General features: G+C 65.0%; 15 protein-coding genes and 1 tRNA gene. 7 read left to right on the top strand and 9 right to left on the bottom strand.

The window, feature by feature from the left end:
• The first annotated feature begins 137 nt into the window (after positions 1 to 137).
• The 4 genes from P7D22_RS00420 to nagZ all read left to right on the top strand — a co-directional run bounded on the left by P7D22_RS00420 (position 138) and on the right by nagZ (position 5694).
• Entirely contained in the window at positions 138 to 1346 is a 1209-nt protein-coding gene (locus tag P7D22_RS00420) for a deoxyguanosinetriphosphate triphosphohydrolase (protein ID WP_319932217.1), read from the top strand.
• Positions 1347 to 1384: 38 nt separating this feature from the next.
• Complete coding sequence (argS, locus tag P7D22_RS00415; protein WP_319932216.1) at positions 1385 to 3166, top strand: arginine--tRNA ligase; 1782 nt, start codon at positions 1385 to 1387, stop codon at positions 3164 to 3166.
• Between the two features lie 132 nt (positions 3167 to 3298).
• The gene (locus tag P7D22_RS00410) at positions 3299 to 4678 is read left to right on the top strand and encodes an SPOR domain-containing protein (protein WP_319932215.1); all 1380 of its coding nucleotides are present in this window, start codon (positions 3299 to 3301) and stop codon (positions 4676 to 4678) included.
• Positions 4678 to 5694 carry a beta-N-acetylhexosaminidase gene (gene nagZ / locus P7D22_RS00405; RefSeq protein ID WP_319932214.1) on the top strand — a complete coding sequence of 339 codons (1017 nt, stop codon included), beginning with the start codon at positions 4678 to 4680 and terminating at the stop codon, positions 5692 to 5694. Before P7D22_RS00410 ends, nagZ begins: the two co-directional genes overlap by 1 nt.
• Before the next feature lie 107 nt (positions 5695 to 5801).
• Here the strand turns inward: nagZ and P7D22_RS00400 are convergent, their stop codons facing one another.
• Entirely contained in the window at positions 5802 to 6242 is a 441-nt protein-coding gene (locus tag P7D22_RS00400) for a VOC family protein (protein WP_319932213.1), read from the bottom strand.
• Positions 6243 to 6296: 54 nt separating this feature from the next.
• Between P7D22_RS00400 and P7D22_RS00395 the strand changes: the two genes are divergently transcribed.
• Complete coding sequence (locus tag P7D22_RS00395; RefSeq protein ID WP_319932212.1) at positions 6297 to 6854, top strand: hypothetical protein; 558 nt, start codon at positions 6297 to 6299, stop codon at positions 6852 to 6854.
• A 37-nt stretch (positions 6855 to 6891) separates the two neighbouring features.
• Here P7D22_RS00395 and P7D22_RS00390 read toward each other — a convergent pair whose 3' ends face one another.
• On the bottom strand, positions 6892 to 7632 hold the full coding sequence (locus P7D22_RS00390; protein ID WP_319932211.1) for a tRNA1(Val) (adenine(37)-N6)-methyltransferase: 741 nt from the start codon (positions 7630 to 7632) through the stop codon (positions 6892 to 6894).
• Positions 7629 to 7853, bottom strand: a complete 225-nt coding sequence (locus tag P7D22_RS00385; RefSeq protein ID WP_319932210.1) for a putative signal transducing protein — start codon at positions 7851 to 7853, stop codon at positions 7629 to 7631. The genes P7D22_RS00390 and P7D22_RS00385 overlap by 4 nt, the downstream gene beginning before the upstream one ends.
• A 115-nt stretch (positions 7854 to 7968) precedes the next feature.
• Here P7D22_RS00385 and P7D22_RS00380 point away from each other — a divergent pair, with 115 nt between their 5' ends.
• Positions 7969 to 8982, top strand: a complete 1014-nt coding sequence (locus tag P7D22_RS00380; protein WP_319932209.1) for a polyprenyl synthetase family protein — start codon at positions 7969 to 7971, stop codon at positions 8980 to 8982.
• Between the two features lie 6 nt (positions 8983 to 8988).
• Here the strand turns inward: P7D22_RS00380 and P7D22_RS00375 are convergent, their stop codons facing one another.
• The 4 genes from P7D22_RS00375 to P7D22_RS00360 form a co-directional block, all read right to left on the bottom strand.
• A complete protein-coding gene (locus P7D22_RS00375; RefSeq protein WP_319932208.1) occupies positions 8989 to 9690 on the bottom strand; it encodes an HAD family hydrolase in 702 nt (233 codons plus the stop codon).
• A 280-nt stretch (positions 9691 to 9970) separates the two neighbouring features.
• Positions 9971 to 10055 (bottom strand) — tRNA-Tyr (locus tag P7D22_RS00370).
• 118 nt (positions 10056 to 10173) lie between these two features.
• Positions 10174 to 11847 (bottom strand): choline dehydrogenase, encoded by a 1674-nt coding sequence (gene betA, locus P7D22_RS00365; RefSeq protein WP_319932207.1) that lies wholly within the window; start codon positions 11845 to 11847, stop codon positions 10174 to 10176.
• Positions 11816 to 12832: a GlxA family transcriptional regulator gene (locus P7D22_RS00360; protein WP_319932206.1), complete on the bottom strand. Its 1017-nt coding sequence runs from the start codon at positions 12830 to 12832 to the stop codon at positions 11816 to 11818. The genes betA and P7D22_RS00360 overlap by 32 nt, the downstream gene beginning before the upstream one ends.
• A 407-nt stretch (positions 12833 to 13239) precedes the next feature.
• Here P7D22_RS00360 and P7D22_RS00355 point away from each other — a divergent pair, with 407 nt between their 5' ends.
• The gene (locus P7D22_RS00355) at positions 13240 to 13482 is read left to right on the top strand and encodes a hypothetical protein (protein ID WP_319932205.1); all 243 of its coding nucleotides are present in this window, start codon (positions 13240 to 13242) and stop codon (positions 13480 to 13482) included.
• Positions 13483 to 13541: 59 nt separating this feature from the next.
• Here P7D22_RS00355 and P7D22_RS00350 read toward each other — a convergent pair whose 3' ends face one another.
• A complete protein-coding gene (locus P7D22_RS00350; protein WP_319932204.1) occupies positions 13542 to 14258 on the bottom strand; it encodes an SIMPL domain-containing protein in 717 nt (238 codons plus the stop codon).
• Positions 14255 to 15289, bottom strand: a complete 1035-nt coding sequence (locus tag P7D22_RS00345; RefSeq protein ID WP_319932203.1) for an aspartate-semialdehyde dehydrogenase — start codon at positions 15287 to 15289, stop codon at positions 14255 to 14257. Before P7D22_RS00345 ends, P7D22_RS00350 begins: the two co-directional genes overlap by 4 nt.
• Positions 15290 to 15311 lie beyond the last annotated feature (22 nt).

The following is a 15311-nucleotide window of genomic DNA, read 5'->3' as shown; positions in this document are numbered from 1 at the left end:
CGATGGGTTGATGCTATGGGGGAAGATAATCCTTCCACTCACTCGCCGCAATGTGAGGGCGTGACGGGCACGCGCGTCTGGTCGCCGAACGCGCGTGTCGCCATATGGGGCAAACCAAAGGGAGCTAACACCTGTCTGTGCCCGACTCTCGCCAACCCCGTGGGCTCGCGCCCTATGCGTCAGAGGCCGATACGTCCCGCGGCCGGCTGGTGCCCGAGCCCGCTTCGTCGACCCGGGGTGCCTTTGCGCGCGACCGCGACCGCATCATCCATTCGTCCGCCTTCCGCCGCCTCGCGCAGAAAACGCAGGTGTTCCTGCCCGACTACGGCGATCATTTCCGCACCCGGCTGACCCATACGATCGAGGTGGCGCAGATCGCTCGGACGATTGCCCGCGCGCTCGCGGTCGACGAGGATCTGACCGAGGCGCTGGCGCTGGCGCACGACCTCGGCCATACGCCCTTCGGCCACACCGGCGAGGCTGCGCTCTCAACCGTGCTTTGCCCCTTCGGCGGCTTCGACCACAATGCCCAGACGCTGCGCATCGTCACGCTGATCGAGCGTCGCTATCCGGCATTCGATGGGTTGAATCTCACCTGGGACACGCTCGACGGCCTCGTCAACCGCAGCGGCGACGCGCAGGACCGGCCAGCACCCTGGTCAGCCTGGCACCACGACGGGCTCGCCTGTGTGACGGGGACGGACGCCTGGAGCCGCGCGCTTGGCGCCCACCCCAACCCAGGGATCGAGGCGCAGGTGGCGGCCGCCTCGGACGACATCGCCTATAACGCGCATGACATCGAGGACGGACTCCAGGCGGGATTGTTCAGCCTGGTGGATCTCGAGGCCGTGCCGGTTCTCGCCGAGGCGAAACGGCGGCAATTGGCGGAGGCCCCCGGCCTCGACGATCTGCTGCTGATCCGCGGCATCACGCGTGAGCTTGTGGGCGTCTTCGTCGACGACATCATCGCGGCAACCCGACGCCGCCTCGATCAGGTTGCTCCGCGCGACGCCGATGCGGTGCGGTGCCTGCCCGTGCCGCTGGTGAAGCTTTCGCCCCCTCGGCAGGAAGACAGCCTCAAACTGAAGGATTTTCTCTTCGAGCGCATGTACCGGCATCCCCGGCTCGTCGTGGTGCGGCGGCGCGCCTGGACCGTGGTGCAGGACCTCGCGGCCAAGCTGCTCGAGGCGCCCGACCTGTTGCCCGCGGCGTGGCGGATCGGCGACCATGGGGGCGGCACACGGGCTCACGCCCGCCGTGTCGCCGACTACGTGGCCGGCATGACGGATCGGCATGCCGTGTCGGAACATCGCCGGCTTTTTGACGATACCCCCGATTTGAGCTAGGTGCCGCCCGGCCCCGTGCCTCGGGGCGGGAAGGCACCATGGACATCTTCGCCGAATTTCGTCGCCGCTTCGTGGCGGTTCTCGAGCCTATGCTGGCCGACGGCCGCTTGCCGGCCGGACTCGACCTCGGCCGTTTCGTGGTCGAGCCGCCGCGCGACGCCAGCCATGGAGACCTGTCGACCAATGCCGCCATGGTTTATGCCAAGGAGGCACAGGCGCATTTCAAGTCGCCGCGCCAGTTTGCGACCGTTCTGGCCGCCGTGTTGGCGGAAGACCCGGACGTCGATGCGGCCGAGGTGGCGGGCCCGGGATTCCTGAACCTTCGCCTGCGGCCGCGCATCCTGGGCGAGGTGCTGCGGTCGAGCCTCGCGGATGCGGCAGGCTTCGGGCGCAATGCGGCGCCCGGCGCGCCGTCCGTCAACATCGAGTTCGTGTCCGCCAACCCGACCGGCCCGATGCATGTCGGCCATGGCCGCGGCGCCGTCTTCGGCGACGCGCTGGCGGCGCTGCTGGGCTTCGCGGGCCAGTCGGTGGTGCGGGAATATTACATCAACGATGCCGGCGCTCAGGTGGACGTTCTGGCGCGCTCGGCTTTCCTGCGCTACCGCGAGGCGCTCGGCGAGACCATCGGAGCGATTCCCGAAGGGTTGTACCCCGGCGATTATCTGAAGGGCGTCGGCCAGGCGCTCGCCCGCCAGCATGGCGATGCACTGCTTCAGCAGGACGAGGCCGCCTGGCTGCCGACCGTCCGCGACGACGCTATCGCGGCCATGATGGACCTGATCCGCGACGACCTCGCCAGTTTGAACATTCGCCACGAGGTGTTCTTCTCGGAACGCTCGCTGACGGCGAACCTGCCCGGTCGGGACATCAATGCCGTCGAGGCGGCGATTGCGGATCTCGAGGCCAAGGGGTTGATCTATCTGGGCCGCCTGCCGCCGCCCAAGGGGCAGTTGCCGGACGACTGGGAAGATCGCGAGCAGACGTTATTCCGCTCGACAGTATTCGGCGACGACGTCGACCGCGCGCTGCGCAAGTCGAACGGTGCCTACACCTATTTCGCTTCGGACATCGCCTACCACAAAACCAAGATCGACCGCGGCTTCGGGGCGCTCATCGATGTGCTGGGGGCCGACCACGGCGGCTATGTCAAGCGCATGACGGCGGCCGTGGCGGCCTTGTCGAACCGCAGTGTGGCGCTCGACGTCAAGCTGTGCCAGTTGGTCAAGCTGCTGCGAGCCGGTGAGCCGGTGAAGATGTCGAAGCGCTCGGGCGACTTCGTAACCCTGCGGGAGGTGGTGGACGAAGTCGGCGTCGATGCCGTCCGTTTCATGATGTTGTTTCGCAAGAACGACGCGCCGCTCGACTTCGACCTCGAGAAGGTGCTGGAGCAATCCAAGGACAATCCGGTCTTCTATGTGCAATATGCCCATGCGCGCGGGCGTTCGATCATGCGACAGGCCGCGACCGTTCTTCCCGATCTCGACCAGACCACCGGCGCCTTGGCCGAGGCCGATTTCGCGCTGTTGAGCGACGAAGGCGAGCAGGGCCTCATCAAGCTGATCGCGCAATTCCCCCGTGTGGTGGCCAGCGCCGCGGCGGCCCATGAGCCACACAGGATCGCCTTCTACGTGCACGAGCTTGCCAGCGCGTTCCACGCGCACTGGAACCGCGGCAAAGATCATCCGGAACTACGGTTCGTTAAGGAAGATCAGCGAGATTTATCGCGGGCCAGGTTGGGCTTGGTGGGATCGTTGTTGATCGTGCTCAAGTCCGGCCTTGGCATTCTCGGGGTCAATGCCCCGGAAGAAATGCGGTAGTCGATCCGAAGCATCGCGCCTTTTTTCCGTCGTGCTGCCGTGTTGGTCTCAAACACCAATCGGGAACAGGCGGAAGAGGGCCGCGCTTCGAACGAAGGTTCGGATCGAGGCGGCCGCGACGCGAGGTGCAGGATGAGTGAGCCGTTCATGCGGCCGCGCCAGAATATGGCCGGTTACGACGCGCAGGGTCAGCGGCCGGGCTCGGATCGCGAGGATCCGCTGGCGGAGCTGGCGCGATTGGTCGGCAAGGACGATCCGTTCCGGTCGGGTGGCCAGGCGCCGGCTTCCACGGTGACGCGGTTCCCCCAGCTTGGGATGACCCCTCCGGCCCACCCCCACGACGCCACTCCCGAATATGACGACCGGGATTTCGATCACGGCGATCCTGTCGACTACCATGCCGAGCACACGCACCAGCAGGCGCAGCCGCATGGCTATGCGGCCGGTGAAGGTGCTGAAGCCTTCGAGCCGGCGCTCGGCTACCCGGTGGCGGGGGGGCGTGGCGAGGCACCCCCGTTGAATGCCGATCTTTGGGCCGAAGGGGCTCTGCCGCAGGCCGGCCCGACCGGCGACCTGTTCCATGAGCCTAGCCGCGATCTGCGGCATGACGGCAGGGGATCGCGCCGCACCTTGGTGGTGTTGGCGGCCGTCGTGGCGCTGACCGGTGGTGGCCTTGGCGCGACCTTCCTGATGCGCGACGGTTCCGGCCTGCATGGCAGCAACGGCGCGCCGCCCACCATCATGGCGGCCGAAACCCCCACCAAGGTGCCGTCGCCCGACGTGGCGAGTGGCAACGCGCCCGATGCCAACACCGCCCTCCTGGAAAAGACCGGCAGCGACAAGGTCGACAACGCCAAGGTGGTGACCAACAACGAGCAGCCGGTCGACTTGAACCAGCTGCCGAAAACCGCTTCGACCGACGCCGCCGCAGGCTCGACGGAGGCCACCAGCGCGTTCCCGCAGCCCCGCAAGGTCAAGACGGTGCTGATCCGCCCCGATGGCTCCGTCGTCGGCGAAGCCCCGCAGGCCGCCGCGGCGGCTCCGATCGGCATGGTGCTGCCGCAGGCTGCCGGCGGCGCGGCACCCGTGAGCGCCGAACCGAAGCCTTCGACCCCGAAATCGACGGGGCGCGCGTCGGCAACGCCGACCTCGCCGGTTGCTGGCGCCTCCGGCACCAAGCCGGCCGTTGCTCCGACCCGTGCGCCGAAGGCTGCCATTCTGGCGTCGGCCACGCCGTCAGCTGCCGCTGACGCTCCTGCGGCTGCGCCCGGAACATGGTCTGTGCAGCTCGGCGCGCCGCCGAGCGAGCAGGAAGCCAAGGACATGTCGACGCGCCTGCAGAAGAAATTCGCGGCGGAACTCGGCGGCGCTAAGCCGGCCATCGTCAAGGCGGACCGGGACGGCAAGTCCATCTTTCGTGTGCGGGTCGGCAATCTGGCACAGGCCGATGCCAAGACGCTTTGCACCAAGCTGCAGGGTAGCGGCGGGTCGTGCTTCGTCGTCCGCAACTGATGGACGTTGTTCCCAAGGCCTTCGTTTGCGGCTGCGAAGGCCTCGCGCTCAGCGATGACGAGCGGCGCTTCCTGACCGACGAACAGCCGTGGGGCTTGATCCTCTTCAAGCGCAATGTGCAGTCGCCCACTCAGCTTCGGGCGCTCACGGCGGCCTTCCGGGAAGCGGTCGGGCGCTCGGAAGCGCCGGTCCTGATCGATCAGGAAGGCGGCCGTGTTCAACGGCTCGGGCCGCCCCATTGGCCCCTCTATCCAGCTGCCGCAGCCTACGCGAGCCTAACGTCGGAAGCCCATCAGATTGAAGCCGCTACGCTGGGAGGACGGCTCATCGCCTCCGACCTGCGCGATGCCGGCATCACCGTCGACTGCGCCCCCGTTCTGGACGTCCCCGCCCCAGGCAGTCATCACGTCGTCGGCAATCGGGCCTTTGGGGCCGATCCAGACACCGTTGCGCGGCTCGGGCGCGCCTTCGCCAACGGGTTGCTGCACGGGGGCGTCCTGCCGGTCATCAAACACGTGCCAGGTCACGGTCGCGGCATGGTGGATAGCCACCACGACCTTCCGGTTGTGGATGCCACCCTGGAGGAATTGGAACGAACAGACTTTCGGCCCTTCATCGCGCTGGCGGACCTGCCGGCCGCGATGACGGCCCATGTGGTTTACAGCGCCATCGACCCGGAACAGCCTGCGACGATCTCCCGGATCGTCCAGGACACGATCATCCGCGGGGCGCTCGGCTTCACAGGGCTGTTGTTGAGTGACGACCTGTCGATGCAGGCGCTGAAGGGTTCCCTTCGCGAGCGCGCCATGGCTGCGGCCATGGCGGGTTGCGACATCCTCCTGCATTGCAATGGCAAGCTGGACGAGGCGCGGCAGGTTGCTGAGGCGGCACCCCGGCTGGCCGGGCTCGCCGCAGAGCGGGCCAGCAAGGCGCTTACGTTGATCGCGCGGGAACCGTCTACGGCAACGGCCGACGAACGATCCCGCTTCGAGGCGCTGCTCGACGCGCTGGTCTAAACCGCGCGCCGCTTGCAGCCTTCGGTCGCCTGCGTTTTACCGCCTCAACTCGACAAGGGCTGGCGGTGCCACGCAAGGCCCGCATGTTTGTAAGGCGGCAGAACGCCTCACCAGCTTCCGGTATTTGGCATCGACGACCAGGGTTCCTGGGCGGGAAGCGACCCGTTCTTTTGGATCAGTTCGATCGAGATGCCGTCAGGGGTGCGGATAAAGGCCATGTGGCCGTCGCGTGGCGGCCGATTGATGATGACGCCGGCCTTCATCAAGCGATCGCAAAGCCCATAGATATCGTCCACCGCATAGGCCAAATGGCCGAAATTGCGGCCCCCGGTGTAGCTTTCCGGATCCCAGTTGTAGGTGAGCTCCACAGTAGGAGTGTTGGCCTCGCGGGCCCGTCCTTCGTCGTCCGGGGCTGTCAGGAAGACCAAGGTAAAACGACCCTTCTCGTTTTCGATGCGCCGGACTTCCGTGAACCCCATCTTGGCGCAGAAGAAGTCGAGACTTTGCTCCAGGTTGGTGACGCGGACCATGGTATGGAGATATTGCATGAGACCTCTCAGCTAATCGTAACCGCGAAACCACCACCGCGCCGCGGTAAGTGGATGGCCGCGTTGTTGCAGCAGCGTGGCTGGTTCCGGAACCGTTTTTCCATCGCTGCGTTTTCCATTCAACTCGGTTCGATGGAGTTGAGTATGTCTACGACGATGATGAATGTTGGTTCCGCAAGGAATCTGATCAAGGCCGGTGTGGCAGCGGTCGCCCTTGTGGTCGCTGGCGCCGGAATGACCGATCCCGCGGCCGCCTTCGGCGGTCCCCGCTTCTTCCCGGGTGGCGGTGGCTTCCATGGTGGGGGATTCCACGGTGGTGGCTTTGGCGGATATCGTGGCGGTGGCTTCGGTGGCGGTTATGGCGGTGGGTATCGCCATGGTGGTTACGGCCGCGGTTACGGCTATGGCATCGGTGGCTTCGGCACAGGCCTTCTGCTCGGCAGCGCGCTTGGTTATGGCTACGGTGGTGGCTATGGCGGGTACGGTGGCTACGGTGGCGGCTACTACGGTGCCGGGTATGGTGGTTACGGTGGTTACGGCGGCGGGTACGATCAGTGCCTGCGCCGTGTGTGGGGGCCCTACGGACCTCACCTCGTGAACGTTTGCTACTGAAATCATCGGGGAGGCCGGCGTTGAGCCGGCCTTCTTTTTATGCTGTCTGCCAGCGACCTCGATGGAGGTTTTCAGCTTCTCGCGTGAAGTGCCCATCGGGGCCATGCAGGGCCAAGGACGGCAAGACGACCATCGGAGCCTTGCTTCCAAGCTTTGCTTCCAGCAACACCCGGGTGGCCGGCTCGCCGGACCGGGCGTGGATGAAGCGAAGTGTGACGGCAGCACGGTTCGCCGCCACCTCGAGAAAATCTCGCAAGGCCTCGGGACGGTGAATCGCCAGGATGCGTCCACCCGGGCGAGCTAATGAAAACAGCCGCCTGAACCAGTCATGATGGCCACGTCCGTCCAGCACGTGCGATGCGGCCCGTTGGGGATGGTGCGACACCCTCACAGTTTCGGCCTGAAAAAACGGCGGATTGGACAGCACGACGTCAACGGGCTGTCCGAGTCCGATGCGACAGGCGGCTTTATCGAACAGGTCGGCTTCAAGGACCTGGGCTCGTGGCGCGAAGCCGTTTGCGACCACATTGTGGGCCGCCAGGGCGGCCATCGCTGGATTGCCTTCCAGCAGTATCGCGGTGACAGCGTCGGATTGCGACAAGACCGCCAGCGCCACGGCACCAGCACCAGCACCGGCATCGAGCACGTGAGCCCCGGCCTGCGGCCGTGCAAAGGCTGCTAAAAGCAGCGCATCGGTTCCCGACCGGTGACCGCGCTTCGGCTCGCGCAGGACAAGGCGATTGTCGAGGAAGCCGTGATCCGCGACGTCGTCGCTCATCGGTCTGCGAGTTCAGCCCCGAAGCCGGCCTCGCGCATCAATCGTCTCGCCCGCTCGACCACGTCGATCGGCACCAGGATCCGCCGCTGCATGAAGCCGGTCGAGCCCTCGAGTGTGGACATGTGCTGATCGGCCAGGAAGAAATCGACCCGCTCACTCGTCAGGATGGCCTCGATCACGGACAGCAGGACGATGTCGTTGGTTCGCAGCAACTCGATCATGGACCCTGCACTGGCTCCTTCCACGACTGCGACCCTGCCGGTCACCGGCGCGAGTTGCGACCGCGGGAGGCTTTCTCTATGGTTCGCCAACTTGGAAACCACAAGGATTTCGCAGTTGGGTCTGGTTATTCCCTTCGAGGAAGCCACCGGGAGCGGGGATATCGCCAAGCTGGCGGCGCTCGCGCGCGGCGACATGGGACGTGTCAACGAAACCATCCTGTCACGTGCGGATTCGCGCGTCGCCATGATCCCGGACGTTGCCAACCACCTGATCGAATCGGGTGGCAAGCGCCTTCGGCCAATGATGACGCTCGCGACGGCTGCCCTCTGCGGCTACACGGGGCAGGGCCACGTCAAGCTGGCGGCGTCTGTCGAGTTCATGCACACGGCGACGCTGCTGCACGACGACGTGGTCGACGAGAGCGACCTGCGGCGCGGCAAGCTGGCGGCCCGGATGCTGTGGGGCAACGAAGCCAGCGTGCTGGTCGGCGACTTCCTGCTCGGTCAGGCATTTCGCATGATGGTGGAGGTTGGCTCACTCCCGTGCCTCGACGTCCTTTCGACGGCCGCCACGGTGATCGCCGAAGGCGAGGTGATGCAACTCGCGGCCGCGAAAGACACCAGCACGACCGAGGACGATTATCTGGCGGTGATCCGCGCCAAGACGGCCGCCCTGTTCGCAGCCGCTTGTGAGGTCGGCCCGATCCTGGCCGATCGTCCAAAGGCCGAGATCGCGGCCTGCCGCGCTTATGGCATGAACCTCGGCATCGCGTTCCAGTTGATCGACGACGCGTTGGATTACGGCGGCTCGAGCCAGAAGCTCGGCAAGAACACAGGCGATGATTTCCGCGAAGGCAAGATCACGCTGCCGGTGGTGCTGTCGTTTCGCCGAGGCCCGGAAGCCGAGCGTGCGTTCTGGCGCAAGGCGCTCGAAGCCGGCGAGATCGTCGAGGGCGACCTCGACCGGGCGATCGGCCTGATGCGCAAGCATAAGGCGATCGAGGACACGATCGAGCGGGCTCGTCATTATGGGGCGATGTCGCGTGACGCCCTGGGATTGTTCCCGGCCAGCGACTGGAAGGATGCGCTGCTCGACGTCGTCGATTTCTGCATCGATCGGGCTCACTGACGGGCTTCAGGTCGCCGCCAAGACCTCAATCCAGTCTATGAGCTCCGGCAACGCCGAAAGCTCGCGAAACCGGGGATGGCCATGCGGCACCTCGGCGACCTCATGGCTCCACACCAAGGGGTAGGGGATCAAGGCCGCATAGGCGCCGGTCTCGAGCACCGGCAGAACATCGGACCGGACGGAATTACCGGCCATCACGGCTTGTCCGGCGCCCACGCCGTAGCGTGCAAAGATACGACTGTATGTTTCCGGTGTTTTGTCGCTCACGACCTCCACACCTGCGAACCAGGCGCCGAGGCCTGAGGCCGCCAGTTTGGCTTCCTGATGGAACAGGTCGCCCTTGGTGATCAGGACGAGGCGACCGAGGGTGGACAGCCGCTCAACGGCCGCCACGACGCCCGGCAGGGGCTCGATGGGGTGGCCCATCATGGAGCGGCCCAAGGCCAGGACCTCCGCCATCGCCGGGCCCGTGATGGCTCCATGGCTGAGGTCGAGGGCCGTTTCCAACACCGACAGCGTAAAGCCTTTGGCGCCGTAGCCATAAAGGGAAAGGTTGCGCCGCTCGACCGTGTCGATCTCGCGCGCGATGCGCTCGGGCGACGCGAACGGCGCCATTAGGGCTTCGAACCTCGCCTGTGCGGCTCGGAAAATGGTTTCGTTGTGCCAAAGCGTATCGTCGGCATCGAGACCGATGAAAGCGATGCTCATTCAGGGCGTTCCTCGAGCCGTGCAATCCCAGCACACGGCGGCTTCGACCCTCATGCGATGCTGGGCTTTCCCTGGCAAGAGTCGGCGGACGGAACCAGCTTCGGCAGGCACTCGGGTTCTATGTGAGCCCCGAGACCATTCTGAGCCAGAAAGGTGACAGGCGATGCGGAGACCCTGGCGGACCACAACGCCGCGCTTCCGAACGCGCCTACGCCTGCCTCATCGCAGTCGATGAAACGACTTAAGATGGAAGCTCTAAGAACCAGAATGATTTGGGTGATGGTGGAGGAGGTAGGACTCGAACCTACGAAGGCATAGCCAGCGGATTTACAGTCCGCCCCCTTTGCCACTCGGGACACTCCTCCGCACCATCGCGGCCTAGGGCCACCGGATGCCGAATTAGCCTGCCCGCTAAGCGGACTGGCCTTCCCGTGCGGCGCTTATGGGGGATGGCTCCCTGGTCTGTCAACACGGAAAACCGCGTCAGCGTTGGGACACCTGCCATTGTGGCGCATCGTAGAACGGCGCGTTCGAAGCGGGCAGTCGAGGGCGGTCGCGGATGTGGTCGGCGGCCTTCTCGGCCAACATGATCGTCGGCGCGTTCAGGTTTCCGGTGGTGATGGTCGGCATTATGGAGGCATCGGCCACCCGGAGGTTGTCGACCCCGATCACCCGCGTATCGCGATCGACCACCGCCATGGGGTCGGCGGCATCTCCCATGCGACAGGTCGAGCAGGGGTGGTAGGCGCTTTCGACCTTGGCCTTGATGAAGCCATCGATCTCCGCGTCGGTCTGGACGCTCAGGCCCGGTTCGATCTCGTCGCCCCGGTAGGGTGCGAAAGCCGGCTGCGCGAAGATTTCACGGGTCAGCCGGACGGCGGCACGCATCTCGGTCCAATCGTCCGGATGGCTCATGTAGTTGAACCGGATCGCCGGCGCCTCGCGCGGATCGGCCGACCGCAGCGTGACGCTGCCGCGGCTCTTCGAGCGCATGGGTCCCACATGCGCCTGGAAGCCGTGCTGGTCGGCCAGCTCCTTGCCGTTGTACGAGATGGCAGCCGGCAGGAAATGATACTGCAGGTCCGGCCAGCGGATCCCGGCCCGACTGCGGATAAAGGCGCAGCTCTCGAAATGGTTGGTGGCCCCGAGGCCGCGGCGCGTCAGCAGCCATTCGGCGCCGATCTTGGCTTTGGCCGGCATGTTCATCGAAGAAAACAGCGTGATGGGCGTGGTGGCGGCCATCTGGAAATAAATCTCGAGATGGTCCGTCAAATTGGCGCCGACACCAGGGCGGTCGGCCACCAGCGGGATGCCGTGGCGGGCGAGTTCCGCCGCAGGGCCGACGCCGGACAATTTCAGCAGCTGTGGCGAATTGATGGCCCCACCAGCCAGGATCACTTCCTGCCGAGCCTGGGGCAAGGTGGAGGCCCCATTGCGGCGGCAGCGAATGCCGGTGGCGCGCCGTCCCTCGAAGGTCACGGCCTCGACCAGAGTCTCGGTCCAGATCGTCAGGTTCTTGCGGGTGCGGGCCCCGTCCAGATAGGCCCGCGCGGCACTCCAGCGCCGCCCCTTGTGGACGGTCCTATCCATGCGCCCGAACCCCTCCTGCTGGGCGCCGTTCACATCTTCCGTGACGGGATAGCCGGCTTCCCTTCCGGCCTCGATGAAGGCGCGGTACAGCGGATTCTCGAGCGGCCCGTAGCTCGTGTGCAGCGGGCCATCGTGACCCCGATAGCCGTCGCCGCCTTCCTCCCGGGTCTCGGCCTTGCGGAAATAAGGCAACACATCGCGATAGGCCCATCCTCGCGCCCCGGCGTCTTCCCAGCCTTCGAAATCCAAGGGATTGCCACGGATGTAGACCATGCCGTTGATCGACGAGGAGCCGCCCACCACCTTGCCCCGCGGGCAGGTCACCCGGCGCCCGTCGAGGCCCGGCTCAGGTTCGCTCATGTAGTTCCAATTGGCGCGCTTGATGTTCATCGCCAAGGCCAGCGCGCTCGGCATCGCCATGAACAGGTGGCGGTCGCTACCGCCTCCCTCCACCAGCAGCACGGTGCTGGTACCGTCCTCGCTCAGTCGATTGGCCAGCACGCATCCGGCCGATCCGGCACCGACGATGATGTAATCAAAGACGTTCGACGGGTCGGCCTGCGTCACTGGCACCTCTGCGGGGATTGCGCCGTTCCTGCGACGGCGTCCGGGAAAAATGCTCCGAGTAGCATTTCGAGAAATGCGACGCCGAAACGAAGCCGCAGGCGAGGCCGATCGACAGAATCGGCATCGTGGTCTGCAGCAGCAGGTGGCGGGCCCGTTCCAGCCGCAGGCCCAGGTAGTAGCGGGTCGGCGCTTGACCGAGATATTTGCGGAACAACCGCTCGAGCTGGCGGGTCGAGAGCCCGACCCCATCGGCCAGATCGGCGCAGGACATCGGTTGCTCGATGCAGCGCTCCATTTCGCCCACCACGTTGATGAGCTTGGGATGAGCGACGCCGAGGCGGGCGCGCAGCTCCATGCGTTGCCGCTCATGGGCGTCCCGCATGCGGTGATGGATCAATTGATCGGTGACCGAGGCGGCAACATCCTTGCCGCGTTGCCGCTGAATGATCGACAGCATCATGTCAATGGCCGCTGTGCCGCCCGCGCAGGTGAAGCGCATGCGGTCGAGCTCGAACAGCTCCTGGGTGAGCGTCAGGTCCGGGAACTCTTCATGCAGCGCGTCAAAATTCTCCCAGTGAATGGTGCAACGATAGCCGTTCAGCAGACCCGCCCGGGCCAGGACATAGGGCCCCGTACAGATCGCGCCGAGCGTCACCCCCCTGGCCACGAGGCCGCGCAGCTTCGCCATGAGATCGCGCGTATCGATGGTCTGCACGTCGATGCCGGCGCAGACCACGGCAGCGGTCGCATAAGACGCTTCATCGTAGGCGCCGTCCGCCGGAATCGCGATCCCGTTCGAGGCTTCGACCGGACGGCCGTCGGGGGTCAGCACCAGCCAGCGATACACGTCCTGACCCAATGCCCGATTGGCAAGACGCAACGGCTCGAGGGCTGACGCGAAGGCGATCATCGAGAACTGATGCACCATCATGAAAGCGAAGGTGATAGTCCCGACATCCAAATCGAGCGTGGCATCGAGCATCATGGGTGCGCGTGAGGGGCGCGCCGCCACTGGAGGCCTGCCTTCGACCCTCGTCGATCCATGCACCATGACCATGCAAAGCATCCCCGTCTGGATCGAATGGGCGCAGCAGCTGTCTTTAGCCTTTGCCGAATTCCATTCTAGATCGAACGCGCAAATCTATGCAATTCCGACGCCAGTGTCGGGGCGAGGATATTTTCGAGGTCTCAACACCTCTCGCTGCCGATGCACATCGCCGGGCCGTGCAGGTTAAGCGAGGCAATGCCGCTGCTGTGTTTGTTTGATAGGCAGCTTGCCACATTGAGGACGGTCAACAAGGACGCGGACGCCCCTTTCTTTCCCGTCGGTGCTGTAGGAAAGCGTAAACAAGCGCCGCTCAGGCTCGTCATTCTGTTCCGCCATTCACGGGGATGACGATCGTGACCGAGCAGTGCGCAGACATCTTTCGAGACAGTATCACACCTGTGGCCGGATGGTTCGTCAGCGTCGGTCACCCGCTGGTGCAACAGCGGTTCTATGCTGCCATCGACACAAGCGGCAGCCTGTGCTGGACCGACGATCCCACGATTGCCGAGCAATTTCCATTGCGCCAGGATGCCGAATGCTTCGCGCGACTGGCTTGCCTGGATGAGGACTGGTCCGTCGACCGCTGACGAGACTCAGGCGTTCGGTCAACGGCGGCGCCGCTCTACCCGAATGCTTCCGGTGAGCGTCAGGGCATCAGCTCCCAGGTGATCTGAACCCGGGTCTCCACCACCGAGGACCCAGCTTCGACCGGAGGCGCCGGTGCCGGCACCGCCATAGCGAGCTTGAAGCTGCGAGCCATCGGCGCGGATGTGACATCGTTCGGCGCGATGCGAAGGATGCGGCCGAGCTTCAGATTTGCGGCGCTGGCATAGATCTTGGCTTTGCGAAGGGCATCCGCAGTGGCGAGGCCGCGCAAATCGTCCAGGATCGGCTGCTCATCGGCTCGTTCGAAGCTCACGCCGTCGATGGTGTTGACGCCCTGCGCCGTCAACTGCCCGATCAGGGCCCCGACGCGGCTGAGGTCATGCACCCTGAGTGTTACGACGTTGCTGGCCCGGTACACCTTCACCTTGGTGCCGGTCGGCACGTCCATAACGGGCGACAAGCGAAGCTGCGCGGTCTGGATGTCGGCTGCGGCGAGACCCGCGTCCCGTGCACTTGTCACGACAGCCGCTGCGGCTCGAGCATTGTCGTCGGCCGCCAGTGTGGCCGTGGTGCGGTCCGTGGTGACGCCCAACATAACGATGGCCACATCGGGGATCACCTCACGGCGCGCTTCGCCCTCCACCACGATGGACGGCACACTATCCACCAGGGCGGCAGCGACTTGCGCCGAAGCCGCGTGCACGGTGAGCGAAAGAACAGTGCTGGCCAGCAGGACGCGCAGGCCGGCCGCCGTCACGCGGCGATCTGCTTCGGAGCGATCAGCTTGCGGTTGACCAGCACCTCGGCGATCTGGATCGCATTGAGGGCCGCGCCCTTGCGCAAATTGTCGGACACGCACCAGAACGACAGACCGTTCTCCACAGTCGCATCCTCGCGAACGCGCGAAATATAGGTGGCGTCCTCGCCGGCCGCCTCATGCGGCGTGATGTAGCCGCCGGGTTCGTGCTTATCGATCAACAAGCATCCGGGCGCTTCGCGCAGGATGTTCTTCGCATCCTCGGCCGAAATCGGCCGCTCGAATTCGACGTTCACCGCTTCCGAGTGGCTGACGAAGACCGGCACGCGCACGCAGGTGGCGGTCAGCTTGATCTTCGGATCGAGGATCTTCTTGGTCTCCGCCATCATCTTCCACTCTTCCTTCGTGTAGCCGTCCTCCATGAAGACGTCGATCTGGGGAATGAGGTTGAAGGCGATGCGCTTCGGGAACTTCTTCACCTCCATGGTGTCGGACACGAAGACGGCCCGCGTCTGGGAGAACAACTCATCCATGGCGTCCTTGCCGGCACCCGACACGGACTGGTAGGTGGCCACCACGACGCGCTTGATGGTTGCAACGTCGTGCAACGGCTTGAGCGCGACTACGAGTTGCGCCGTGGAGCAATTCGGATTCGCGATGATGTTCATCTTGGTGAAGCCCGCGACCGCGTCGGCATTCACTTCGGGCACGATGAGCGGCACGTCCTGGTGCATGCGGAACGCGGAGGAATTGTCGATCACGACGCAGCCCGCGGCGCCGATCTTGGGCGACCACTCCTTGGAGACTTCGCCACCGGCCGACATCAGGCAAATATCGGTGGTCGAGAAGTCGTGGTGCTCGAGGTTCTTGCACTTCAACACCTTGTCGCCGAACGACACTTCGGTGCCGATCGAACGCGATGACGCCAAGGCGACGACCTCGTCGGCCGGGAATTTGCGTTCGGCCAGAATGTCGAGCATCTCCCGCCCGACGTTGCCGGTCGCGCCCACCACTGCAACCCTGTAACCCATCGATATTCTCCGTTCGGATGTC

Source organism: Lichenihabitans sp. Uapishka_5 (assembly GCF_033947565.1).
Lineage (GTDB): Bacteria > Pseudomonadota > Alphaproteobacteria > Rhizobiales > Beijerinckiaceae > Lichenihabitans.
The sequence above is the reverse complement of the archived record's forward strand: the minus strand, read 5'-3'. Positions and strand labels throughout refer to the sequence as shown.